Origin of the sequence: Flavobacterium sp. IB48 (assembly GCF_016405855.1) — a bacterium.
Taxonomy (GTDB): Bacteria; Bacteroidota; Bacteroidia; order Flavobacteriales; family Flavobacteriaceae; genus Flavobacterium; species Flavobacterium ginsengisoli.
This window is the reverse complement of the sequence record NZ_JAEFCA010000002.1, coordinates 564,839-590,285: the sequence shown is the minus strand read 5'-3', so window position 1 is coordinate 590,285 and position 25,447 is coordinate 564,839. Positions and strand designations below refer to the sequence as shown.

15 protein-coding genes and 1 pseudogene are annotated in these 25,447 nt (G+C 36.8%); 6 read left to right on the top strand and 10 right to left on the bottom strand.

The genetic code is table 11. The features are described from left to right. Window positions 1–89: 89 nt before the first annotated feature. From JC605_RS09605 to JC605_RS09590, 4 genes are all read left to right on the top strand, one after another. On the top strand, window positions 90–1,112 hold the full coding sequence (locus tag JC605_RS09605; protein ID WP_198855960.1) for a family 43 glycosylhydrolase: 1,023 nt from the start codon (window positions 90–92) through the stop codon (window positions 1,110–1,112). A 22-nt stretch (window positions 1,113–1,134) separates the two neighbouring features. Next, window positions 1,135–2,310, top strand: a complete 1,176-nt coding sequence (locus tag JC605_RS09600; protein WP_198855959.1) for an aldose epimerase family protein — start codon at window positions 1,135–1,137, stop codon at window positions 2,308–2,310. Between the two features lie 196 nt (window positions 2,311–2,506). Then, window positions 2,507–3,487: a glycoside hydrolase family 43 protein gene (locus tag JC605_RS09595; RefSeq protein ID WP_198855958.1), complete on the top strand. Its 981-nt coding sequence runs from the start codon at window positions 2,507–2,509 to the stop codon at window positions 3,485–3,487. A gap of 144 nt (window positions 3,488–3,631) precedes the next feature. Next, the gene (locus JC605_RS09590) at window positions 3,632–4,045 is read left to right on the top strand and encodes a 3-hydroxyacyl-ACP dehydratase FabZ family protein (protein WP_198855957.1); all 414 of its coding nucleotides are present in this window, start codon (window positions 3,632–3,634) and stop codon (window positions 4,043–4,045) included. Window positions 4,046–4,119: 74 nt separating this feature from the next. Here JC605_RS09590 and JC605_RS09585 read toward each other — a convergent pair whose 3' ends face one another. From JC605_RS09585 to JC605_RS09560, 6 genes are all read right to left on the bottom strand, one after another. After that, the gene (locus JC605_RS09585) at window positions 4,120–6,048 is read right to left on the bottom strand and encodes an OmpA family protein (protein ID WP_198855956.1); all 1,929 of its coding nucleotides are present in this window, start codon (window positions 6,046–6,048) and stop codon (window positions 4,120–4,122) included. Between the two features lie 12 nt (window positions 6,049–6,060). Then, window positions 6,061–6,984, bottom strand: a complete 924-nt coding sequence (locus tag JC605_RS09580) for a type IX secretion system membrane protein PorP/SprF (RefSeq protein WP_198855955.1) — start codon at window positions 6,982–6,984, stop codon at window positions 6,061–6,063. 55 nt (window positions 6,985–7,039) lie between these two features. Next, a complete protein-coding gene (locus tag JC605_RS09575) occupies window positions 7,040–18,229 on the bottom strand; it encodes a gliding motility-associated C-terminal domain-containing protein (protein ID WP_198855954.1) in 11,190 nt (3,729 codons plus the stop codon). Window positions 18,230–18,472: 243 nt separating this feature from the next. Further along, entirely contained in the window at window positions 18,473–19,540 is a 1,068-nt protein-coding gene (locus JC605_RS09570; protein WP_198855953.1) for a BamA/TamA family outer membrane protein, read from the bottom strand. 110 nt (window positions 19,541–19,650) lie between these two features. Continuing rightward, window positions 19,651–20,853 carry an NAD(P)/FAD-dependent oxidoreductase gene (locus JC605_RS09565; protein ID WP_198855952.1) on the bottom strand — a complete coding sequence of 401 codons (1,203 nt, stop codon included), beginning with the start codon at window positions 20,851–20,853 and terminating at the stop codon, window positions 19,651–19,653. A 30-nt stretch (window positions 20,854–20,883) separates the two neighbouring features. Beyond that, entirely contained in the window at window positions 20,884–21,642 is a 759-nt protein-coding gene (locus tag JC605_RS09560) for an AraC family transcriptional regulator (protein WP_198855951.1), read from the bottom strand. Window positions 21,643–21,952: 310 nt separating this feature from the next. Between JC605_RS09560 and JC605_RS09555 the strand changes: the two genes are divergently transcribed. After that, a complete protein-coding gene (locus JC605_RS09555) occupies window positions 21,953–22,471 on the top strand; it encodes a hypothetical protein (RefSeq protein WP_198855950.1) in 519 nt (172 codons plus the stop codon). 178 nt (window positions 22,472–22,649) lie between these two features. Here JC605_RS09555 and JC605_RS09550 read toward each other — a convergent pair. The 3 genes and pseudogenes from JC605_RS09550 to JC605_RS09540 all read right to left on the bottom strand — a co-directional run. Next, a pseudogene (locus JC605_RS09550) lies at window positions 22,650–23,108 on the bottom strand (transposase); the annotation flags it as partial. Between the two features lie 129 nt (window positions 23,109–23,237). Beyond that, on the bottom strand, window positions 23,238–23,615 hold the full coding sequence (locus JC605_RS09545; protein WP_198855948.1) for a hypothetical protein: 378 nt from the start codon (window positions 23,613–23,615) through the stop codon (window positions 23,238–23,240). Window positions 23,616–23,874: 259 nt separating this feature from the next. Further along, window positions 23,875–24,507, bottom strand: coding sequence for a nitroreductase family protein (locus JC605_RS09540; RefSeq protein ID WP_198855947.1), 633 nt, complete (start codon window positions 24,505–24,507; stop codon window positions 23,875–23,877). Window positions 24,508–24,615: 108 nt separating this feature from the next. On the opposite strand from JC605_RS09540, the gene JC605_RS09535 reads away from it, so the two are divergent. Beyond that, complete coding sequence (locus JC605_RS09535; RefSeq protein ID WP_198855946.1) at window positions 24,616–24,972, top strand: helix-turn-helix domain-containing protein; 357 nt, start codon at window positions 24,616–24,618, stop codon at window positions 24,970–24,972. A 1-nt stretch (window position 24,973) separates the two neighbouring features. On the opposite strand, the gene JC605_RS09530 is transcribed toward JC605_RS09535, so the two are convergent. Beyond that, complete coding sequence (locus JC605_RS09530) at window positions 24,974–25,447, bottom strand: MarR family winged helix-turn-helix transcriptional regulator (protein ID WP_198855945.1); 474 nt, start codon at window positions 25,445–25,447, stop codon at window positions 24,974–24,976.

The window sequence follows — 25,447 nt, the reverse complement described above, 5'->3', positions numbered from 1 at the left end:
TTTCTCTCGCAGATTTGGCAGATTATGCTGATAAAAAAAAATCTGCCAAATCTGCGAGAGAAAATTCAAAGACTAACAAAAAACTAAAAATGAAAAAATATCTAATCCTTTTCCTGTTCACAACGATAAGTTTCGCACAGCAAAAAACATTCACTAACCCAATCCTTCCGTCGGGAGCAGATCCTTACAGTACGTATTACAAAGGCTACTATTACTACACCAACACACTTGGAAACAAATTGGTTTTGTGGAAAACAAAAGATCTTTCGGATATTAAAAATGCAGAAAGCAAAGTGATTTGGACACCGCCCAAAAACACCAATTATTCGGCAGAAATCTGGGCGCCTGAGTTTCATATCATTAATGGAAAATGGTATTGCTATTTCGCGGCAGATAATGGCGATAATAACAATCACAGAATGTATGTTTTAGAAAATAAATCTTCAGATCCGTTTGAAGGGAAATTTGAATTTAAAGGCAAAATCGCTGCGAAAACCGATAAATGGGCAATTGACGGAAATGTTTTTGAATATAAAAAACAGCTGTACATGATTTGGGCAGGCTGGGAAGGAGACAAAAACGGTCAGCAGAATATTTACATTGCCAAAATGAAAAATCCGTTAGAGATTGATGGCGATCGCGTTATGATTTCTGCACCAACAAACGATTGGGAAACACACGGAGCTTTGCACGATGAGGTGAATCCGCCGCAGGTAAATGTGAACGAAGGGCCACAGTTTTTAGAAAGAAACGGAAAAATCTTCATTGTGTTTTCGGCAAGTGGATGCTGGACCGATTTCTATGCTTTAGGACTGTTAACCTTTACGGGCACAGATAATTTGCTAGATGCAAATGCTTGGAAGAAATCTCCTGAGCCTATTTTCAAACAATCAGAAAAAAACAAAGTTTACGCGCCGGGACATAATTCATTCTTTAAATCTCCTGACGGAAAGGAAGACTGGATTTTGTATCATGCCAATTCAAACCCAGGAGAGGGATGCGGTAACAAAAGATCGCCAAGAATGCAAAAAATAGAATGGGACGCCAACGGTTTTCCAGTTTTGGGTGAGCCAGTTAGTGAAGGAATGCCATTGGCTATTCCGTCAAATTAAAATCATTTCAAAAAAGATAAAAATGAAAAATATTCAAATTGCTGCAGTTTTGTTGCTTGTACTTTTCCAATTTAACTGTAAAGACAATAAAAAAGAAAATACGGCTTCAAAAGAAAGTTCGGAAATCAAATCAGATTCAGTAAAAACGGTTTTAGAGACTAAAAACTTCGACACAATAATCGATGGTAAAAAAGTCAGTTTGTATTGGATCGAAAATAAAGACATAAAAGTTGCTTTTACCAACTATGGCGGGCGATTAGTAGGTTTATGGGTTAAGGATAAAAATGGAAAACCAACCGATGTCGTAGTCGGAATGAATAGCGTAAAAGGCTTTAAAAACTCCACGGAACCTTACTTTGGTGCTACAATCGGAAGAGTTGGCAACAGAGTTGCATTAGGCAAATTTACGCTCGAAGGAAAGCAATATCAAATTCCGCTTAATAACGGAAAAAATGCGCTGCACGGTGGTATAAAAGGGTTTCAAGACGTTGTTTGGAATGCTGAAAAGACAAATGAGAATACGCTGGTTTTTACGTATGCTTCGCCAGATGGAGAACAAGGCTTTCCCGGAAATCTAAATGTAAAAGTAACTTATTCTATTACAGATGATCATGCAATAAAAATGGAATATGAAGCTACAACGGATAAAACTACGATTGTTAATTTAACCAATCATGCCTTTTTCAATTTGAATGGAGAAGGAAGCGGAACAATTTTAAATCACGAATTACAGATTTACGGAGATAAATTTACACCAGTTGATGAAGGTTTGATTCCGACTGGAGAATTGAAATCGGTAAAAAATACATCATTCGATTTTACATCAAAACATAAAATTGGCGAAAGAATAGAAACCAAAGACGAACAGCTGAAATTCGGAAAAGGTTATGACCATAATTATGTGCTTAATGGCACTAAAAAAGACGGATTTGTTCATGCGGCAACGATTAAAGGTGATGTTTCAGGTATTACTTTAGATATTTATACAGAAGAGCCTGGACTACAGTTTTATAGTGGAAACTTCATGCAGAGCAAAAACGCCTTTAAATCAGGCGCTAAAGATGATTTTAGAACTGCTTTTGCGTTAGAAACACAGCACTTTCCAGATGCGCCAAATCAGCCAAAATTCCCTCAAATAACTTTAAAGGCAGGAGAGAAGTATCATACGGTTTCTTTGTATCAATTTTCGGTTAAATAGTAAGGAGTTTTGAGTTGGAAATTAGAAGTTGAAAAACGTTATGCGAAAGATTTTTTTGTGAAAAATAAAAAGGAGTTTTTTGAAGCGAAATGACGGGGTTTTAACAAAATTTGCGTCATAGAGGTTTTCTATAGTGTTGTTTTAACTAATTGATTTTTAGCTTTTAAATTGATTTAATTAAATAAAAAGTTTAATAATGAAAATAAAAAAATATTTTACGCTTTTAAGTCTGTTTTGTGCCTTTATTTGTTGTTCTCAGGATAAAGAAACGGTTAAAAAAACGACTTCAAAAGAGCAACCGATCTTGTTGGCAGATCCAACCATTTTTTATGAAAATGGAGTTTATTATTTGTACGGAACAACCACGGGAGATTTTCCTAATGGAGAAGGTTTTCAAGTGTACACTTCTTCCGATTTGAAAAAATGGAAAGGTCCTGTTGGAGCGCAAAATGGACTGGCTCTAAAAAAAGGAGATGCTTATGGAACGAAAGGTTTTTGGGCACCGCAAGTTTTTAAAAGCAACAATAAGTTTTATATGATTTATACTGCCGATGAGAATATTGCCATTGCAAGCAGCGATAGTCCGCTTGGGCCATTTAAAAACGATTCTAAGGCTTCAATGTTTAATTCGGGCAAACAGATTGATCCTTTCTTTTTTGTTGATCAGGACGGCAAAAAGTACCTTTATCACGTGCGTTTGACTAATGGAAACCGAATTTTTGTAGCTGAATTGAATGATGATTTCTCTGGAATAAAAGAAGAAACGCTGAAAGAATGTATTTCTGGTATTCTTCCGTGGGAAAATACCCAGAATGTTTCATGGCCTGTTACAGAAGGTCCGACAGTTTTAAAACACAATAATCTGTATTATATGATTTATTCTGCAAACGATTTTAGAAATCCCGATTATGCAGTGGGTTATGCGACAGCTTCAAGTCCAATGGGACCTTGGGAAAAAGCAACTGAAAGTCCGATAATTAGCAGAAAAGATGTTGGCATAAACGGAGTGGGTCACGGCGATGTTTTTTATGATAAAAACGGAAAAATGAAGTATGTGCTGCATACGCATTTTAGCAATAGCGGTGTTTCTCCAAGAAAAGCAGCAATAATCGATATTGATTTTGAAGGAAATAAAATCAAAGCAGATGCGAAAAGTTTTGTTTTGCTAACAGAATAAAACTTGTGATTTTAGAGTTGATAACGTGGGCTGACTTGTTTTTAAGTCAGCCTTTTTTTAACATTTTAACCTGCTTTTAACACAGATGCCATTTTAATATTGTCTATTTCAGTTCAGATTCGTACATTGTTAAAAATTACAGACATGACTAAAAAAATAGAAGACTTAATTCCGCATCGTGCTCCATTTCTCTTTGTAGATGAAATTATTTCTTATACAACAGACACAATCGTTGGTTTAAAGACGTTTACAGATAAAGATGCCTGGCTTCAGGGCAGTTTTCCCGATTTTAATTTTGTTCCGGGAACTATTTTGATCGAAGCTATGGCGCAATGTGGTGGTGCAGGAATAAAGCTTTTAGGAATCGCAGATGGCGTTTTTGGATTGGTTAGCTTAGATAAAGTGGAGTTTTTTGGAGGTGTTGAATTCAATAAGCTCGTTAAATTTGTCGTAAAAAACATTCGTACAAGCGAAAAAATCATAAAACAATCTGGTGAAGCCTTTGATGAAGATAAGTTGATTATGAAAGGAGAATGGATGTGTGTGAAGCTTCAGTGAGACAATAGACAATAGAAGCAAGAAGAAAGATTATAGAAAAACGCCTTGAGATTGGATTCTTAAGGCGTTTTTTTTTACATTTTTGTTATGATGAATTCGCTTCGGCGATTGACTTGATGTTGCGCTTCTGTACACGGAACGCCATTGGAGCAATTATTGATTAATTGGGTTTCTCCGTAACCAATTGCACTTTCGATTCTTTCGGGAGCAACTCCTTGGGAAATAAGATAATCTCTTGTGGCTTTTGCTCTTCTATCAGATAATTCCAAGTTGTATTGATCATTGGCACGAGAGTCGGTGTGCGATTCAATTTTTATAACAATTGAGTTATACTGATGCATTAAGAGAACTACTTTATTTAATTCTATTGCAGCATCATAACGTATATTTGATTTGTCTAAATCAAAGAAAATAATTCCGATTTTTATTTTCAGAACTCCATTTTCCCGAGCAATTAAAGCAGGATCTAAACCTACAAGAGCTTCTGTTTTTCCAGAGCTGTTTGCCGTAACAATGGCTTTCGTATTGGTGTTATAATTGTCCTTTGTAACCTCAATTGTATATGGAGTATTGCAATTTACGTTGTTGTTAAAATCATATCTTCCGTCGAGCTGAGAAACGGTTTCTGCTACTTTTATTCCGTTTGCATTTTTAAGCGTTACCATTGCACCGGCAATTCTGTTGTTTGAAATAGCATCATAAACATAACCGCTTATGGCTTGGTTGCACGATCTTTCAAAAGAGTAAATATCATCATCGCCTTTTCCTGTTTTTCTGTTTGAGCACACAAAACCTTTGTTAGTGGCTTCGTTAACGATATAACCAAAATCATCTCTATTGCTGTTTAAAGGCGCTCCTAGATTGGCTGGTGTGTCAAAAGCGCCATCGTTTAATCTGCTTTCAAATACGTCTAAACCTCCTAATCCTAAAAATCCGTCAGAAGAAAAATACAGCGCCTGATCGGTAATGTATGGGAACATTTCACGTCCTGTCGTATTTATTTTTTCGCCTAAATTTTTAGGTTCCGAGAATTGATTATTGCCTAAAATATCCACTACAAAAATATCGGTAGAACCAATTGTTCCTGGCATATCTGACACGAAATACAACTTTTTACCATCTTTGCTTACGGAAGGATGCCCAACTGAGTAATTGTCGCTGTTAAAAGGTAATTCTTTAATGTCGGTCCATTGTGTAGTTCCGTTTTGGTTTTCTACAGCGGTTGCCGAGTAGATTTTTAGATTGTTAATGCCTTTATTGTCACGTTTTAATTTGCCGTTATAGTTATTTCGGGTAAAATAAATCGTTTTTTCGTCAGGAGAAAAGGCGATACAAGCCTCGTGATACTTTGTTGTAATGTCCTTTCCGAAGCGTTCTTTAAAAGTGACATTAGATTGCGTTTCGCTTATTTTTCCCAGTTGCATATTCAGATAAGGCTGATCGTTCCATCCGTATTTTTCAGTTTTAAAATAGGAAGAATCGGCGGTAGTAGAATAAACTAAGTCGCCTTTGTAATACATTGGTCCAAAATCGGAATTAGCAGTATTTATGTCTAAATTTTCTAGCAGAAAAGAAGGTTTTATATTTTCAATATCTTCTAAAGTGACATTTTTAAGAGAAAAATTCTTAGCCCTAGGATCTGTGGATTTTTGCTTTTCGGAGAAATTTTTCATCCATTTTTTTGCCAGTTCATAATTCTGAATTCCTTGCAGCGACTGTGCGTAACGAAATAAATATTCCGCAGAAACTTCATTCGGATAGTCAGCAATTAGCTTTCCGTACCATTTTGAAGCACTGGACATTTTTGTATTGAAATAATAAGCGTCTCCAAGTCGCTGAAGTGTTTCTTTGGAAGCATCTCCATTGTTGATGGAAAGTTCATACGATTTTGCGGCTTCAACATAATACATCTTATCAAAAAGAGCATCGGCAGTTTTGTTTTTGGTTTGCGAATGAATCAGCTGTAAAACCAATAATGCGAGTATAGTAATTGTTCTTTTCATAGACTATTCGTATTAAAAGAATCTTGGTGATTTTAGTCCTTTTTTGCGTGAAACCAGTTCAAAACGAAGCATAATTTCGTGCGTACCGCTATTGTAATTCTGCAAAGCGGTTGTAGTATAATCGTAAGCGTAACCTGCCATAATCATTGGCGTGATCTGTATTCCGACCAAACCGCTCACAGAATCTGATGTACGATAGGAAACACCAAGTGTAAGAGCGTTATTGAACATAAAATTGGCAGATATATCGGCAATCATAGGAGCGCCAGCCACATATTTTAGGAAAAGAGCAGGTTTGAATTTGGTATGTGCCGAAAGGTCAAAAACATAACCTCCAATAAGATAAACGTGTATTCTCTGATTGACCAAATCTTCGCTGATATCATCGTAAGTATAACGTTCGCGGGTCATAAAATTCGGAATAGAAAGTCCGATATAATCTCTCTCTCCATGCCAATACAATCCAGCTCCAATAACGGGAAGGAATTTGTTGGTAATGTTTTCACGAAATTGTACATCGGGATCTTTATAACTTCCTTTAGACCAGTCGATATTAATGACACGTCCGCCTCCTTTTACTCCAAAAGAAAGTTTATGATTTTCTCCAGATTTAATGGTATAAGAGAAATTGGCGTCTAGATATTGCTCATCTGTTGGTCCGATTTCTTCGTTTACGATTGAAATTCCAAGACCTACATTTTTTCCGACTGGTGTATCGAGAGAAAAACTTTGAGTGTCTGGAGCGCCTTCAATACCAACCCATTGTGTTCTGTAAATTCCTGTTATAGCTAAATGTCCCAGCGAACCGGCATAAGCCGAGTTTACGGTGAGTGTGTTGTACATATACTGCGTGTATTGCGGGTCTTGCTGTGCAAAGGCTCCATATACCGAGAATAGAGTTATTATCGCGAAAACCTTTTTTATATTTTTAATCATAGCCAATTTTATTTTGGTTAATCCTATTCTTAAATTTTCTTTTTTCTGGATGGTTTTATTTTAGGTAAACCCATCCAGAGGTTTTTTTAGATCCGTCTCCTAAATCAAGGATATAGAAATAGGTGCCTTCAGGAAGCGTTTTAGCAGAACCTTCCGCTTTTCCGTCCCAAGTATTTTTATAGCCTTTTTGGTAGTAAACCAAATTACCCCAGCGGTTAAAGATTTCGAGCTGATTATTTGGATATCTTTCAATACAATCAATGTAGAAGAAATCGTTTTGGCCGTCGTCATTTGGTGAAAACTCATTATAGATTTTCAGACAGTTCGGCGAAACGGTCGCGCTATCCTGATTGTTTGCCGAATTGGTGTCTATCTGATCTAGTTTAACCAAATGAGCGTTATTCAAATAATCATTAAAATCAACCACTTTAACAGTTAGTGTTAATGTTTGAGGAGTTCCTTTAGTAATCGCTGGAATGCTCCAGATTCCCGTTTTCGAGTCGTATGTTCCAGAAGTTACCGCTGAGTTTACTAATGAATATCCTTTAGGCAATACATCTTGCACTTCTACATTTGTTGCAGTTAAATTGCCTAAATTTTCTGCCGTTATGGTAAAGACTACTTGGCTATCCATCGGAACATCTGTTTTATCGACTTCTTTATTGATGGCTACGTCGGTAGAAGGGATGTTGATAGATTCAGAATCTTCATCGTCTTCGCTCTGATCTCCGTTATCATTATTTGGAGTCGAATCTGGATCAAATTGATTACTGGCAGTTACTTGAGCAATATTAACATAATCAACACTTTCCAATCCGAGCGGATTCGCTACAGTTGCTTCATAGGTCAATGTAATACCTCCGACAGGAACAGTTAGGTCAACCCATTTGATTGTGTTCTTACTGAATATACCTCCATTATTGATATTCGATATATTCTTGAATCCAAGCGGTATCAAGTCTTCAACAGCGACACCAGTAGCGGTGCTTGGGCCTTCATTGTTAAGCTGTAAGGTGAATGTGACAACTTCGTTTACATTTGCGTTTTTGTTGCTGGCTGTTTTTTCCAGGCTTAAATCGGCAACGGCAACTTTGATTTGCAAACTGTCATAGTCATCTTCGGTCGTGACTCCATTATTTGGAGTCGAATCTGGATCTGGCAGATTACTGGCAATAACCTCGGTTATATTTGTATATTCGCCTGCTATACCTGACGGCTTATTTACTGTTGTATAAATATCCAATGACTGATCGGTTCCGGTTGGAATATTTCCGACATTCCAAATACCTGTCACATAGTTGTATAAACCGCTCGTAGGACTACTGGTCTGATAGGTAAATCCAGGAGGAAGCAAGTCTTTTACTCTTACACCAGAGGCATCTGCAGGACCATCATTGGTTACGGTGACAGTAAAAATAACCGTTGAACCTACATCGTGAACGGCATCTTGATTAAGAGCTGTTTTCTTAATAGACAAATCTGCCATTACAATTACCGGTGTAACCGCAATACTATCATAATCATCTTCAGTCGTAACTCCGTTACCTGGTGTACTGTCCGGATCATGCTGATCTGCAGTCATAATTTCTGCTGTATTTAAGTATTCGTCTGGAGTACCTGTTGGACTTTTTACAAAAACATTCAAAATTAAAGTATGACTATTTCCAGCAAGGATGATTCCCGGAGTCCATTCGCCCGTTACAGGATTATAAGGTCCCGAAGTCGAATTATAGAAAATATAATCATATCCAGAAGGCAATACATCTTTTATGGTAACACCAGTAGAATTGCTAGGGCCTGAGTTGGTTACTGTAATAGAGAATGAAATTTGCGATCCTACGGCAGGATTAAGTATATTATTGATTACTTTTTTCTCTATTGAAAGATCGGCTACTGCTGGAACAGGACTCAATAACACAGAACTGATGTCATCTTCTGAAGTAACTCCGTTATTTGGAGTTGAATCTGGATCCAATTCATTAGAAGCGTAAACCTCTGCAATGTTTTGATAGTCTCCGGTTGTATTGACTTTGACACCTATTTGTAAAGACTCTGAAGCTCCACTTGGTATAGTGCCAATATCCCAAATTCCAGTTGTATTATAATATTGTCCAGATGTAGAACTGTATACCACATATTCGTAACCGCTTGGCAGCATATCGAGTACTTTTACCCCAGTAGCATCTTGTGGACCGCTGTTGGTTACGGTAACTTGGAATGTAATTGTTGCTCCAAATATTGGGCTTAAATTTCCGCCAATTACAGCTTTTACAAGAGATAAATCTGCCATTGGAGGAACAGGAACAGTTGCAATTTCTGCATAATCATTTTCAGTAGTAACTCCGTTGTTTGGAGTTGAATTTGGATCTGGAAGGCTGCTTGCAGTAACTTCGGCCGTATTTAAATAATTGCCAGTTGCATTTACAATAGCGGTTAACTGTAATGTCTGAGAATCTCCATTAACTAAAGAACCAATATTCCATTTTCCTGTGGTGCTGTTGTATGTTCCTTTTGTTGCTGTAAAACCGCTAAAGGTATATCCTGTAGGTAATAAGTCAGTCACTTCAACTCCAGAAGTATTCTGCGGGCCGTTATTTGAAACAATGATTTCAAAAGTTACCGATGATCCAATTAATGGAGTAGGATTATTAACTGTTTTGGTTAAAGATAAATCAGCAGATTGTCCTAACGGTGAGGTTGTAGCCGTTCCATAATCATTTTCAGTTGGATCTCCGTTTCCAGGTGTTGAATTAGGATCTGGCAGATTGCTTGCAGTTACCTCGGCAATATTTACATAGTTTCCTGTTGGGTTAACAATAGCTGTTATTCTTAAAACTTGCGAATCTCCATTTAGAAATGTGCCAATTGTCCATTTTCCTGTCACAGCGTTATAGACTCCTTTTGTGGCACTATAAGTAACAAAAGTGTATCCAGTAGGCAGCAGATCGGTTATTTCAACACCAGAAGTATTCTGTGGACCATTGTTTGTTGCAATTATTTCAAAAATAACTGGCGACCCTACTAATGGAGTGGTATTATTAACTGTTTTAGTTAAAGATAAATCTGCGGCTTGAGCATTTGGAGTGGCTGTTGCCGTTGCATAATCATCTTCTGTTACAACCCCGTTATTTGGCGTTGAGTCTGGGTCAGGAAGCGCACTTGCGGTTACTTCGGCAATGTTTACATAATTTCCTGTCGGATTTACTATTGCTAAAATTTGTAAAGTCTCTGATTTTCCATTGATTAAATTGCCAACTGTCCATAATCCAGTCGTTGGATTATAAGTTCCTGTAGAAATCGTGAAATTAGAATAAGTGTAGCCGCTTGGAAGTAAATCGGTAACCGTTACACCCGAAGTATCTTGAGGTCCGTTATTGGTTACAATGACTTCAAAAGTAACCAAAGAACCTACTAATGGGGTGTTATTGCTTACTGTTTTGGTCAATGATAAATCTGCAGATTGTGCTGTCGGAGTAATAGTTGCTGTAGCATAATCATTTTCAGTAGGAACTCCATTATTTGGAGTAGAATTAGGGTCTGGAAGATCGGCTGCAGTTACTTCAGCAATATTAAGATAATCACCAGTATCATTTACTATGGCTGTAATTTGCAGTGTTTCAGATTCTCCATTGGCTAAATTACCAACTGTCCAAAGACCTGTTGTTGGATTATAGGTTCCTCTAGAAAGTGTGAAACCGCTATATGTATACCCTGAAGGTAACAAGTCGGTTATTTGAACTCCCGTATTATCCTGTGGTCCATTATTGGTAACAACAACCGCAAAAGTCACTGGTGAGCCGGCTAGAGGCGTAGTATTGTTTACTGTTTTGGTTATTGATAAATCAGATGATTGCGTTACAGGTGTTGTTGATACTTCTGCATAATCATCTTCTGTCGTTACTCCATTATTTGGAGTTGAATCAGGATCTGGCTGATTGCTTGCTGTAATTTCGGAAGTATTTGTGTAATTTCCTGCAGCATTCACTACCGCTGTTATTTGTAAAGTATGAGTCACACCAATTGCGACATTTCCAACAGTCCATACACCTGTTGCCGAATTATAGCTTCCAGCAGTTGCACTGTAAGATGTATAAGTATAACCAGAAGGTAGTAAATCGGTAACAGCAACGCCATCTGCAGCTTGAGGCCCTGCATTGCTTACTTGAAGACTAAAAGTTACTTGAGAGCCTACAAGTGGAGTAGTGTTGTCTACTGTTTTAGTTAACGATAAATCGGCCGATGTTGGTACAGGAACTGTTGTCGCTTCTGCATAGTCATCTTCTGTTGTAACACCATTATTTGGAGTTGAATCAGGATCTGGCTGACTACTTGCTGTAATTTCTGCACTATTGGTATAATTTCCAGAAGCGTTTACTGTAGCTGTTATTTGTAAAGTATAAGAATCTGAAATAGGCATGTTTCCAACTGTCCAAAGACCCGTTGCTGGATTATAGCTTCCTGTCGTTGCACTATACGATACATAAGTATATCCAGAAGGCAGTAAATCGGTAACAGTAACTCCATTTGCTTCCTGCGGACCAGAATTTGTGACTTGAATACTAAACGTTACTTGTGAACCAACTGGCGGAGTAGCATTACTAACAGTTTTAGTTAGTGATAAATCTGCTGATGTTGGAATAGGAACTGTTGTAGCTTCTGCATAATCGTCTTCTGTTGTAACTCCGTTATTTGGAGTAGAATCAGGATCAGGAAGACTAGCGGCAGTTATTTCGGCTTTGTTTAAATAATCGCCACTTGGGTTTACTTTTGCCACAATTTGCAGTGTTTCTGCATCACCAGCTACTAAATTACCCACAGTCCATATTCCTGTAGCGGTGTCATAAGTTCCTGTAGAAACGGTAAATCCTGTAAAAGTATAACCAGACGGAAGCACATCTGTAACTTGTATGCCAAAATTATCTTGTGGGCCGTTATTGGTCACTACTACTTCAAAAGTAACCAGAGAACCCACTAATGGTGTAGCATTATTAACAGTTTTAGCCAAAGATAAATCTGAAGACTGCTGAATAGGAGTAGTTGTAGCTGTTCCGTAATCGTCTTCTGTTGGCACTCCATTATTTGGTGTTGAGTCAGGATCTGGAGTATCACTATTGGTAACCTCTGCAATATTGGTATAATCTCCAGTTGCTTTGACTATCGCATTAATCTGTAAGGTTTCAGACTCACTGCTTTCTAATATGTCCAAAGTCCATAAGCCACTTGTACTATCATAAGTTCCGCTTGTGGCGTTAAAAGTAGCAAAAGTATATCCAGAAGGCAGTAAATCGGTTACTTGAACTTGGGCTGCATCTTGCGGGCCACTGTTTGTGGTGATAATAGTAAACGTTACGAGAGAGCCAACAAGCGGGGTAGCATTGCTTACTGTTTTTGTTAATGAAAGATCTGCAGATGGCGGTATAGGAGTTAATACCACATTATCTTCATCATCTTCGCTTTGATCTCCATCGTCATTATTTGGCGTACTGTCAGGATCAGGAAGATCACTGGCGGTAACCTGTGTTATGTTTTTGTAATCTCCTGTTGGCAATACTTTTGCATCAAGAATAAGTGATTCAGTAACACCAGTATCAACTGTACCAACATTCCATATTCCAGTAGTACTGTCGTATGTTCCGGCAGACGAACTATAATTTACGTATTGAAAGCCAGAAGGCAATAAATCTGTTACTTGCACTCCGGTTGCATTATTTGGACCGTCATTTGTTATTTTAAGTTCAAATGAAACTTGACTTCCAACCACAGGACTTGTATTACCTGTAACTACATTTTTGGTTAAAGATAAGTCGGCAGAAGGCCCGATAAAAGTTATTTCAGCATCATCTTGATCATCTTCAGATGGAACATTGTTATTTGGTACACTATCGGGATCAGGTAAATCACTAGCTGTAATTTGTGCAACATTTAGATAATTTCCTAAAGGATTAACAAATGCGTTAAAAGTCAGATTGACATTAGAGTTTGCAGGTATTAACAGATTTTTCCATTCAAGTGTTGCCGTTGCAACCTGGTAGGTTCCACCAGCAGATACTGATCCTGGAATAAGCGTGTATCCCACAGGAATAACATCTTTTACTGCAACTCCAGTCGCGTTTCCAGGTCCTCTGTTAAGCACATTAATTGTAAAAGTTACCTGATCTCCAGCTGCGGCAGAAGTTGGGGTTACCGTTTTAGTAAGTTCTAAGTCAGCTTGTTTTAAAGAAACTGTAGCGCTAGCCATGTCATCTTCAGGTAATCCGTTTCCTGGAGTACTGTCTGGATCAAATTGATGCGCAGTTTGTATTTCGGTGGTATTGATATAATTATTTGCTGATGAAACAACGTTTACTTTGGCTGTAATTTGCAAAGCAAGAGAATTTCCATTATTCAGATTGCCAACATTCCAAATTCCAGTGGTATTATTGTATTTTCCGCCTCCATTATCGCTTACATACGTATATCCAGGTGGCAGATTGTCTGAAACTGTAATTCCAGTAGCATTATTAGGACCACTGTTGGTAACTCTAATTGTAAACACGACGTTATCGTTTATACTTACAGTAGCGGGCGAAACGGTTTTCTGTAATGATAAATCGGCTACATCTAGCACCACTGTTGCGCTATCCTGATCATCTTCTGCAGGATTTTGGTTGTTAGGTGTACTATCAGGATCGAATTGATCTGATGCGACAACTTCTGCGGTATTAACATAAGATCCTCCGCCCAGAATTGTAGCCTTAAAGGATAAATTTAAAATACTTCCGCTAGGAATTGTGATACCGCTCCAAGTAATGGTATTGTCTCCAACATTGTATACTCCTCCCGAAGTAACCGTTCCAGCAACAAGTGCAAAACCGAACGGAATGAAATCACGTATGGAAACATTAGTTGCGGTAGCGGACCCACCTAGTGCGTTATTATTGAAAACGTTGATATTGAAAGTAACAACATCGCCAATACTTCCTGTTGTTGGCGTTACTGTTTTAGTTAATTCAAGATCGGCAATCGACAAAATGGTTAGGTTCATAGTGTCTGATGAAACGGCACAATTACCATTGCTTACGGTCCATTGCAAAGTATATATTCCAGGAACAGTTCCTGTAATGGCTGTCGTTGGTGAGGTTGGATCCATAAAACTTACCGTACTTGGTCCAGAAACCTGAGTCCATTCTCCAGTACCAACTGTTGGAGGAGTTGCATTCATATTTACTGCTGTAAATTGAGGAACTCTTTGATTTGGACCTGCTTCTGCAGTTGATGGATTTGCATAAATTGTAACTTGAACAGTATCTTCAGAAATACATCCGGTTGTTGTTATTGTCCATTTAAATATGTAAGTCCCAGGAATTAAAGTTAACATTAGCGAGTTTGGATTATTTGGAGCTGATATTGTAGCCGTATTAGGTCCAGAAACTTGAGTCCAAAGTCCAGTGCCAATAAGTGGAGTATTTGCAGCCATAGTTGCTGTAGTAACATTACACATTTCTTGATCAGGGCCTGCATTGGCTACGGTTGGTGGATTATCGTTAAAAGTAATATTGACTGTGTCTGAGGTTGGCTGACATAATGATGGATTAGGAAAAGGACCGTTTGTAACTGTCCAAGTTAAGACATAAGTACCTAAAACATTAATATTGGATAATGTAGTAACCGGACTGTTTGGATTGTCAATTACTGCCGCTCCTCCCGGAGGCTGAGAGGCAAATGTCCATGTACCAATACCTACCGTAGGTGGTACAGCTGCCGTTTTGTAAGTAGTCTGACAAGCTACTGTGTCATCAGGGCCAGCATTTGCAGCACTTGGAGGTGCATTCATAACGATTCTCACAATATCAGACAATGTTCTGCAAGAAGGGCTTTCAAAAACCCATTCCAAAATATATAAACCTGGCACTGTTAAGCCTGTAACTGTTGTCAGTGGAGCAGTAGGAGTTGTGATTACAGCTACACTTCCAGCGGGCTGAGAAGCAAAACGCCATTCGAAAGTAGCAACATCTGGCGGAGGCATATTTCCTTGTAAAGTTGCAGTTCCGTTAACATCAGAAATACATAATGTTTGATCTGGACCTGCATCAGGCGGAATACTTGCTCCACTAAAAATTTCAACATTTACAGAATCAGACGATCCTGGACAAGTTGATCCATTAGGAAAAGTAGCACTAGAAGTGGTATAGGTAAAAACGTAACTATTTCCAGGAACTACTGTAGCATTTGCAATATAACTATTTGGCGGAGATTGTGATATATGAACATCTGCTGGATTTCCGGACGTGCTAGTAAGTGTCCAGGTTCCAGTTGAATTTTTATTTCCTGTAAGCTGAATGCTAGTAACATCACAATAAGTCTGATCAGCTCCTGCATTTGCCGCTGGGGTAACCACTACAACCATATCATCAAAAGTTCCTTGGCACAAGAAAATGCTTTTTGCAGTTATGGTCCATCTAAAGGTATAAGTTCCGGCTACAAGCCCATTAATGACAGTGTTTGGATTAGTCGGATCAACAATATTGGGCTGATTTGGCGCACCAGTTAGAACTGACCATTGTCCTGTTTCAAAAAAACTGTCATACGTACTTCCTGCCATTGTAACGCTAGTATTGCCACAGACATTTTGGTCTGGTCCTGCAACAGCTTGGTGAGGCGGAATACCAATTGTTAAATTAACGTCGTCGAATGCTTGACCGCAGACCGAAGCATCTACTGTCCATCTAAAAATATAATAACCACTATAGGTAAAAGTAAAAACTGCGTTTGGGTCATGAATATCGCTTATGGTATAGTCTCCAACACCAGAAATTCTTGTCCAAGTTCCAATTGCTCCACTGCTAGTTGTAGCGGCCATTGTAATGGTAGATCCACAGATTTCTTGATCAGGACCTGCATTTGCGGCAGGAGGAGTATTGGCAATTGTAACAGAAACGTTGCTCTGATTTGGTTCACAAAGTCTTGTTATGGTTTCTATAGACCACGTGAAAACATAGGTTCCGTTTCCAGGAACGGTAACTAAGGTGTTTGGATCGCTGGTATCGGCAAAAATAACTCCAGCTGATGGTGTTACAGACCAAAGTCCTATTTCTAAAAAGCCAGGAGTATTACCGCTGAGGTTAAAAGAGGTTGTTCCAGAAGGATAACAGGCATCTGGGCCTGCATCTGAGGTTGAGGCTGCTGTAGAATTATTCGTTACGATTATTACATTGTCAGAAGCAGATGCACTACAAGATGGACCAGGATGAAGATAAGAAACAGTCCATTGTAATTCGTATTGCGATACATTTGTCGTAAAACCTGAGGCTATCGCATTTGGGTCGTTAACATTGGAAAACGAAATTGTAGTTGGTCCAGAGACCTGACTCCATGTGCCAATTTCGCCTGCTTCAACTGGTGCAGCTCCAAGACGTACTTGAGAATTGGCACAAACAATCTGATCCGGTCCTGCATTTGGAGTACCCAATGTCGTATCAGATACATAAATAGTTACTGTGGCAACTGAAAAACCACAAGTTGCGCCGCCCCCTTTGGTTATATATTGAAAGACATAACTTCCAGGAATAAGTCCGGTGACCTGAGTATCTATGGCAAAATTATCTGCAATCACTGCCTGATTTGGTCCGCTAAGCTGACTCCAGAAATGCATGCCTTCGCCAGTTACAACTCCAGAAAGCATTGTACTGGTATCACCGCAAGGCAAACTTACATCAGATCCTGCATTAGATGGAGTAGGATCACCAGAAACTAGAATATTTAGAGTGTCAAAGCCATAATCGCAGCCAGCAAGAATTGATCCGTTTTGGCTTCTAATAAATTCGACAGTATATTCTCCTGGTGTAGTAAGCGTTAAAGTCAAAGAATTTCCGGCATCTTGTAATGCAGTAGGGAAAGGGGCGAGCGGAGAAGTGTCTGGTCCTGTCACAATTCGATATTGATTTACTCCAGTTCCTGTTACGGTAAGCGGAATAGTAAATACAGTTGCATTACAGCTTCCAACCATATCATCGCCATTATTGGCCACAATACTTCTTGTTGCACCGTTATATTCTACATGATAGTCTTTAGTAAAAACACAACCCGTATTGTTATTGGTAAGCGTATATCTAAATGTATATGGATCACCAGCATCAGATATATTTGTAACTAATGTAGTTGGATTTGTTGGCGAAACAATTACAGCGCCAGTATCTCCAGCTATCTGTGTCCATTGAACGGTTTCACCTGCATATAAAGGAGTTTGTGCTACTAAAGTTACTTGATTAATATTGTTGTCGCAAAAGAAAATATTTTCATCGCCACCAGGAAGAGTCGTAACATCTTGTGTCGCGGCAGGAACATTAATTACAACTGTATCATTGCCAGAAGCACAAGGACCAGTTACAGTCCATCTAAAAGTATAAGTTCCCTGTACAAGATTTGAAACTCCTGTATTATTAGCACTAGGATTGGCAATTGTTGGCGTATTTGGACCACTTACAAAAGTCCATTGCCCATTTTGTCCATTTAGGCCGCAACCTCCATAAGTTGCATTAAGATTGGTGCTTTGTGTTGTAGTATAACAATTGCTAAGCGTTTGATCTGGCCCTGCTGAAACAGGTTTAACACCGCCATAATTGGTTACAGTTATCTGCGAAGTAGTTCTACAGCGCTGGCCTGGAGCATATTCAGGACCTTCAATAACCCATTGAAGTGTTGTAACACCGCAACTCGTAGAAGGCAAAGTTATAGTTGAGGTTGGCAGATCTGGAAAATTAATTACTACCCCGGCATTGTTAGCTCCGACGATTTCCCAACGGCCAGTTTCTCCTGTATTTTGAGGAGCATTTGCCGTAATAGATAAATTTCCAGAACTATTTGGACAGCTTGTTATGTTGCTTCCTGCAATTGCAGTAGTAATAGGCTTAACATTTACAACTTTATCCTGATAAGCTGTAATTCCGTCCGAACAGGTTGCGCTATATCTAAAAATATAGGTATTTCCTCCTGTGTAGCCAGAAACGGTTGTACTTGGGCTTGTTGGTGAATTAATAGTTACTGCTGGACCAGAGATTTGAGTCCATTTGACTGTGCCAATAATAGGACTCGGATTGTTTCCAGTTAAAACCATTGCATCGGTTGCGCAAATGGTTATATTCAATACTCCGGCGTTTACAGTACAGTTTTGTGCATTTGTTTGAAAAGTGAGAAAAATTAACAATGCAGCAAAAGCTAGTTTTTTTGATAAAGTGCAGATTCTCCAAGAAAAATAAAATTGTGCCATAAGCAATCAGGAATAGAAAGGAGGCAAATTAATGTTTAACCGCCTTAAATTAATAAATTGATTTTGAGCATTAATTAGTTAAGATTTTTGAATATATCTGGGGATACTCAAATTTAAAGAAAGATAGCCTTGAAATTTTTTTTTCGATGTTGCATATTATAAAATGAAACAAGAAAACAGAGGATGAAACAATAAAAAAGCCCTAAATCTTAGACTTAGGGCTTTTTAAATAATTTTTTAAAACTAGAAAGCTTCGCCGATTCTGAAATAAATTCCCCAATCTCCTTTTCCGACTGCACCATCTAAACCAACGTTAAATTTTGATTTTTTGAACGGATTGTATCGATAACCAACACCGCCTCCAGGATACATTTTCCAATCAAAGCTTGGAGTATCAGAACCATAAATAGTGGCGATACCAAAAAAGCCAACCAATCCCATTTTCTTTCCAAAGTTGTATCGGTATTCACCTTGAATATCCATTAATCCGGCTCCTCTGTATTTTCCTTCAGAATAACCGCGAATATCTGTTCCTCCAATAGTGCTTTGCTGTTCAAATGCAACATTCCCAAGTCCGAATTTTCCAAAAACACGAGCTGCAATAACATCTTTATTATCTCTACTTGGAATATATCTATTGGCTTGAAAGGATATTCGATTTGATGCCAGTTCGTTATCTAAAAATTTTGGATACGTAGACCAGTCCAGTTTAATTTTGTATCCTATCGTAGGATAATAAACGGCATCTCTAGTATCAAATAATAAGTTTACAACCAAAGCATTACTATGTGAAACCGACGAAGGAGAAACATTATCCTCATATACTGTATTGTAGTGTGCATAAGTATAAGAAAGTCCGCCATAAAACTTTCCGGCAATTTTGCGCTGGCCGCCCAAACTCAAAATAGTTGTTTTGGTTCCGTAATCGTAAAAATCAGGCTGATCTATATCATCAACATAAAATTGGGAATTCTGATTTCCGGTAAAAAAGAAAAATTTCAAACGCCATTTGTCCTCATTTAAGTACCATTTATTAAAGAAAACCAAAACATAAGATTTATTGGTCGTATAAATGGCCGACATTCCAGATAATGATTTAGGAGAAATAGTATCATTATGATTGACTTTGTACATTGCCATTGGAATAACCCCAAACATAAAATCAAGATTTCTATTGTAGCTCAAATAAGGCATTACTCTAAGTTCGATTTTCTTCTCTTTTGCTTTTTTTGGAACAGAATCGGTTATTTTTTGTCCGAAAGAAGAAGAAATAAAACAAGTAAAAAAGAGTAGGAGTAGAAAATGCCTCATGGTCTAAATTTGTTTAGTGAAACTTATATTAGATGTATAAATAAGTAAATAACACTTTTCAGGTACTTGTAAATTTAATTAAAAAATGTAAGTAATTGAAATAAAAGAAATTAAGATTTGGCTATTTGATTAAATATAGAAACCAGTTTTTCTAGAGCATCTTTGGCATGAAGTTTTTCACCGTTTTTCAAAGTATTTTCTAAAGCCTCTGCAGCTCTTTCGAGCATTCGTTTTTCAAAATAAGAAATTGTCGTTTTTAAATCAGAAAACTGATTATTAGTTAAGAAATCAGCCAATTCAACAGCATCGAGCATGGCTAAATTAGCGCCTTTTCCTGCAAAAGGAGGCATTCTATGCGCTGCATCGCCTATAATAGTTACATTTTCTTGCGTTTCCCAAGACTGATTCTGAGAAAAATAATATTGCGGACGAGGTATAAAATACAATTCGTCACTCATAAAAAGTTCATGCCAATCAGAACTCCAATCTTGATAAATTTCTTTAAACCATTCAAAAATCTTCTGATTGTCTTTAAAATCTAGATCATTTTCTGAAATCCAATTTTCAAGAATTTTACTGCTGAGCAAAAACATTAAAGAACCGTCTCCTTTTGTTCCGTACATAATGGTTTGTTCGTTTCCTAAAGCCAGTACTTTTCCACCTTTTGAAAACTCAAAAAGATTAGGAGCATTTTTCTTGGCATTATAAATTGTTCCTTCAATCATTGTAATTCCAGAATAAATAGGTTTAAGTGCGCTTACATAAGGACGAATTTTAGAATTTGCTCCATCTGCACCAATTACCAAATCGGCATAAGTACTTATACCATTTTTAAAGAACAGTCTCCAGCCATTATTTTCTTTTTCCATAGAAAGAAATTGACTATCCCAAACCATAGTTTCAGTCCTAAGCGAATGCAATAAAATGGCTCGAAGCTCTGAGCGGTCTATTTCTGGACGAGGTTTTGAAATATCCTGAAGCGAATCCTTGCTAGGGTTTATAATTTCTTCAGTAGAACTTTTAGTAATAGAATGCTCGTCAAACTTCAATTCTAAATTTTGATTCACAATGCGGGCTTTACTGGCATTTGGACGAATATTTTTATAAAATTCATCTAATAAACCTCCTTTTTCCATAGCTATTAAACCTGAATCGTCATGCAGATCTAATGGAGAACCTTGTACGCGAACTTTTGAGTTGAGGTCTCTTTCGTATACTTTTACATTTATATTCTGTAGTTGTAAAAGACGGGCCAAGAGTAATCCGCCCATACCGCCGCCAACAATGGCAACGTGTTTATTTTCTAGTAACATAGTTTTGTATTTAAAATCTATGTTGCAAAATTATTGTGATGAAAGAGCAGATAATAGTATAAATCGGTCGTTTTTGTTTTGAAATAATTCTTTTGGAAGTGAACCCGAAATTTTCTTGATCTCTTTAATAAAATGCGTCTGATCGGAAAAATTCTCTTCTGGAAAAAGTTTACCTTTTGCAATATGTTCCAATGAAGCCCGAAAACGAAGTATGGAACAATATCCTTTTAATGAAATTCCAAAATACTGATTGAAATACCTGTTAATCTGACGGCTGCTCCAGTTAGATTGTTCTGATAATTCTTTTACAGTCATTGCACCATGAGTTTCATAAACAAGACCAAATAGTTTTTGCTTTCGAGTATCGACTTCCTTTATTAATAAGGAGTTAATTTTTGAAGTTGCTTTTTCGCAGAACAATTCAAAATTTTTCAAATCATGCTCTTCAAAATCCCAAAAGCCAGATTCGAGTATTTTTCCTGAATTTAAAAGAGATGCAATACTTTCGTGAAAAACATATTCAGCAGCAAGAAGTTTAAAGCTAATAACAAACGTTAAGCTTTTAGCTGGAATTATTCCTTTTTCATACTGTTGCGTTCCTAAACCCAGAAGCCTGATTTGAAAAGGATTTTCAGCTGTTTTTATAAACGATAAATCAATTCGTCCGTCTGGAAGACCAATTGTTTCCAGTTTTTCATCCGATTTATTTTCCATACACCAAAAACTATCCACAAAATCTGAAAGGTTTTTGTTGGGTTTGATGTATTGATAGGATAAATCGTGATGCATTTTATCAAATTTTAAAGTGAAATTAAACAAAATGTACTTTATTTCTATTAAAAGTATCGCTCATAGAAAGCTTATAAGAGACTTTGTAATTCGATAAAAAGTGTGATAAAAAACTTAACATTGGGTAAGTTGTTGTTTTTTAGTATATTAGATGTCGTTTTTTCTTGCAATGAAAAACTTAACATTGGCGAATGTCTTTTTCAATCTATCTTTGTTTATTATTTTTTGATGTTAATTTAATGATTTAATAACATTAAAAATTAGTTTAATTCAAAATAAATTTAATCAATTTCTTAAAATTAACAGAATAATGGCAAAAGAAATACTTGTTGATGAAATCAATCAGGAGGCAGAAGCTGTTTCGGTTATTTCAAATGACGAAATCGAGCAAAAAGAGACTCCAGTTCTAGAATCTGCTGAAACTCCAGAAGTAAAACCAAAACCTAAAAGAGCTCCAAAAAAAGTAGCAGAAAAAGAGGATAATACGGTAGAGGAAGCAGTGCAAGAATCAACACAAATAGAAGAAATTTCATCTGAGGCTGAAGAAGAAACATCTGAAGAAAACGAAAATCAGCCAAAATCTAAAAAGAGTAAAAAAATGAAAGAAAAAGAAAAGGAAAAAGAGAAAAAAGAGAAAAAGAAAAAAGCTGTTGCTAAGAAAAAAGAAAAAGCAAAAGACAAAAAGAAAGAGAAAGCTAAAAAAGCAAAACTAAAAGCTAAAGCTAAAAAGAAAGCAAAAGCGAAAAAAGCTAAGGATAAAGCAAAAGCAAAAAAAATCGCTAAAAACAAAGCGAAAAGATCTAAAGCAAAAAAGAATAAGAAGAAATAATAATTGTGAATTGTGAATTGTGAATGGTTAATTGTGAATTTTTCCAAAGCAATTATAACAATAAAATTATAAAGCCACAGATTACAGGATTAGCACTGATTTAAAATCATTTTAATCTTGTAATCTGTGGCTTTTTTATTCAAAAGTTTTTTCATCTCACATTTCACATTTCACCATCATTCAGTTTTTGCTTTTTTTTCTGCATGGCAAGTTTATCTATTTTCTGAAGAAATTCGGGGTCAAATTCAGAGTAAGCTCTTAATCGGTATTTTTCGTCTCTAATTTTCATTACCAAACGAATTTTTTGCACCATCAACCAAATAGGTTCATATCTTTTGTGTCCTAGTAAATATTGAATTTTAAGTATTGACATTCTTCTATGCGAAAGAGTCATTAATTCAATGCAGATCATCCAGTACCGAATTGGAAGATTAGAATTTTCCATTACAGTTCCAGATCGAAGACTTGTACGGCTTCCGCATTTACGGCATTGAAATTTTAAATCATTCTGTCTGAAAGAGTGTTCATCATGCCCACATTTTCTGCATAAAAGCCCATTCTCCAAACGTTTGTTTTTGAGCTCTTCAATACAGGTTGCCTCATCAGAATATTTTTCAAAATAAGCGCGTAATTCCATTTATACAATTCCTCATTTGTTTTTCGAAATATAGAATATTTTGAAGAAACGAAGGACAAACTGCAATAAAAAATAAAAAGGAATACTTCAAGCATGAAATATTCCTTTTTATCGTGGGGGCAAATGGTGTTATAATTTAGCTACAATTTCTTTTTTGTACTTATTAAGGATAGATTTTGTCATACCTAAATTAGCTTTTGTAGAATCTACCGCTAGGTAAATAAAATATTCCTGATTATCAGAAACATCAATAATGTGAATTTGAGAACTTAATGTAATCATGATATTGTCAATAACCTGACCATTTAAATTCAATGCTTTAATAGCGCTCATTTTTGCTTTAACTACTTCAAGGTTGTAAGCCGATGCCAATTCTGGATCAAAATCTGCAACTGCAGACTGTGAATAGTATGACATGCCGCTAGCGATTTCAGCAACAGATACTGCGATGAAACCTGGGACGTTTTTTTTTAGGTCTTCCCCAAATTGCGTTAAGAAATCAGACATAGTTCTTAGAATTTAATTAGAATGAATTGTTTTGGATATAAGCAAAATTAGCTATACAATATTATTTAATTATCCGTAATGCGTACCTATTTTTTGCAAATAATAAAAAAATAACACAGCTTTAATAAATTCAAGTTTTCATTTCGTTTATTCGAATCTTGTTTGAATTTGAAAATGAAATATTTAAAACAAAAATGCTTCTGAAAAAGCACTATTATGGTGCCATTTCAAAAGCATTTTTTAAGCAAAAATTAATTTTTTACTTAATTTCTGTGATAAAATCTTCTTGCGGAGTTCTAACTTTTTTCATGTTTACCAACCAGTCATTTTCATGATCTCTATATCCTAGAGGTAAAACCAAAACGCTTTTTAGACCAAGTTCATTTAATCCTAAAAGTTTATCTACTTCAGCAGGAATAAAACCTTCCATTGGAGTTGCATCTACTTCTTGTTCAGCAGCTGCAGCAATCGCTACACCAAACGAAATGTATGCTTGTTTTGCAGCGTGGTTAGCATGCCATTCTTGTCCAAGAGGTTCGTACATTCCCCAAAGTCTTTGTTTGTACTCATCCATTGCATTAGCAGGAATTCCTCTTTCTGCAATTGTTCTATCAAATACAGCAGAGATTCTGTCTAAGCTGTAACCATCCCAAGCAGCCCAAACCAAAACGTGAGAAGCATCTGTAACTTGGCTTTGGTCAAAACTTACCGCTCTAATTTTGTCTTTTAAATCTTTGTTTGTGATAACAAAAATCTTGTAAGGTTGCAATCCAGAAGAAGAAGGTGCAAGTTTTGCTGCTTCAAGAATATAATCTACTTTTTCTTGCGGAACTGCTTGTCCGTTCATTTTTTTTGTAGCATAACGCCACTTTAGTGCATCTATTAAGGCCATTTTTCTTTATAAATTAAAAATTGTATTCAAATGTAAACACTTTAAGTGTATTTTTGTCATCCAATTACCAAAAGTAACTGTAACATTGAGGTAACTTAACAATACAACATGCTGAAAGAACCAGAACACGATCAGAAAAAATGCGCACAGCATATTATGGCAGTGCATGATGCAATGTATATTTTAAACGGAAGATGGAAAATCTCTATCATTGCATCACTTTGCTTTAATAGGCTAAGATTTACCGATTTATTAAAGGAGGTTGAAGGAATTTCTGGAAAAATGTTAAGCCGAGAATTGAAAAATCTAGAAGAAAACCAGTTAGTTACAAGAACTGTTTTAAATACGCAACCTATAACTGTTGAATATGAGTTGACAGAATATGGGCATACATTAAAAGAAGTAATCGATTCTCTTGCAAAATGGGGACACAATCACAGAAAAAAGATTACGGGCAAAGAATAATCTAGCTTTTAAGTTCTGAAATTCTCTGAAAAAAACCTTGCGTTGCTAACTTTTGCTCTGCTTCTTCAATAGCTTTCAAAAGATTGTTCTGATTATCTGCAATTTCGTTTAAAGCATTTTTCATTATTGTCCAAACCGGCTGCATTTTTAATACCAGCTCTTTTCCTTTGGCAGTAAGAACAATCAATCTTTTGCGTTCGTCCAATTTGTCTTTTTTAGAACTAATAATTTTTTGCTTTTCTAATTCCTTCAATAAACTTATAGTTGACGGATGGCTATAACCAATTTCATTTGCAATTTCGACAACACTCAGCATTTCTTTGATATGGAGCGTGTAAATTACAGGAAACCATTTCGGTTCAAAATCAATGTCGAAAGATTTATAGACTAATGCACCGTCTTTGCGAAGTTGCTCGCTCAGACGTTGCAATCGCGTTGATATGGCTAATATTCCAATTTCGTCAATTATATTCAT

What these genes read in the sequence shown, in the direction of transcription:
- JC605_RS09605 (WP_198855960.1), top strand. Translation starts at nt 90, where the DNA reads ATGAAAAAATATCTAATCCTTTTCCTGTTCACAACGATAAGTTTCGCA.
- JC605_RS09555 (WP_198855950.1), top strand. Translation starts at nt 21,953, where the DNA reads ATGGCAAAAGAAATACTTGTTGATGAAATCAATCAGGAGGCAGAAGCT.
- JC605_RS09530 (WP_198855945.1), bottom strand. Translation starts at nt 25,447, where the DNA reads ATGAATATAATTGACGAAATTGGAATATTAGCCATATCAACGCGATTG.
- JC605_RS09545 (WP_198855948.1), bottom strand. Translation starts at nt 23,615, where the DNA reads ATGTCTGATTTCTTAACGCAATTTGGGGAAGACCTAAAAAAAAACGTC.
- JC605_RS09580 (WP_198855955.1), bottom strand. Translation starts at nt 6,984, where the DNA reads ATGATTAAAAATATAAAAAAGGTTTTCGCGATAATAACTCTATTCTCG.
- JC605_RS09585 (WP_198855956.1), bottom strand. Translation starts at nt 6,048, where the DNA reads ATGAAAAGAACAATTACTATACTCGCATTATTGGTTTTACAGCTGATT.
- JC605_RS09540 (WP_198855947.1), bottom strand. Translation starts at nt 24,507, where the DNA reads ATGGCCTTAATAGATGCACTAAAGTGGCGTTATGCTACAAAAAAAATG.
- JC605_RS09590 (WP_198855957.1), top strand. Translation starts at nt 3,632, where the DNA reads ATGACTAAAAAAATAGAAGACTTAATTCCGCATCGTGCTCCATTTCTC.
- JC605_RS09575 (WP_198855954.1), bottom strand. Translation starts at nt 18,229, where the DNA reads ATGGCACAATTTTATTTTTCTTGGAGAATCTGCACTTTATCAAAAAAA.
- JC605_RS09595 (WP_198855958.1), top strand. Translation starts at nt 2,507, where the DNA reads ATGAAAATAAAAAAATATTTTACGCTTTTAAGTCTGTTTTGTGCCTTT.
- JC605_RS09570 (WP_198855953.1), bottom strand. Translation starts at nt 19,540, where the DNA reads ATGAGGCATTTTCTACTCCTACTCTTTTTTACTTGTTTTATTTCTTCT.
- JC605_RS09560 (WP_198855951.1), bottom strand. Translation starts at nt 21,642, where the DNA reads ATGCATCACGATTTATCCTATCAATACATCAAACCCAACAAAAACCTT.
- JC605_RS09535 (WP_198855946.1), top strand. Translation starts at nt 24,616, where the DNA reads ATGCTGAAAGAACCAGAACACGATCAGAAAAAATGCGCACAGCATATT.
- JC605_RS09600 (WP_198855959.1), top strand. Translation starts at nt 1,135, where the DNA reads ATGAAAAATATTCAAATTGCTGCAGTTTTGTTGCTTGTACTTTTCCAA.
- JC605_RS09565 (WP_198855952.1), bottom strand. Translation starts at nt 20,853, where the DNA reads ATGTTACTAGAAAATAAACACGTTGCCATTGTTGGCGGCGGTATGGGC.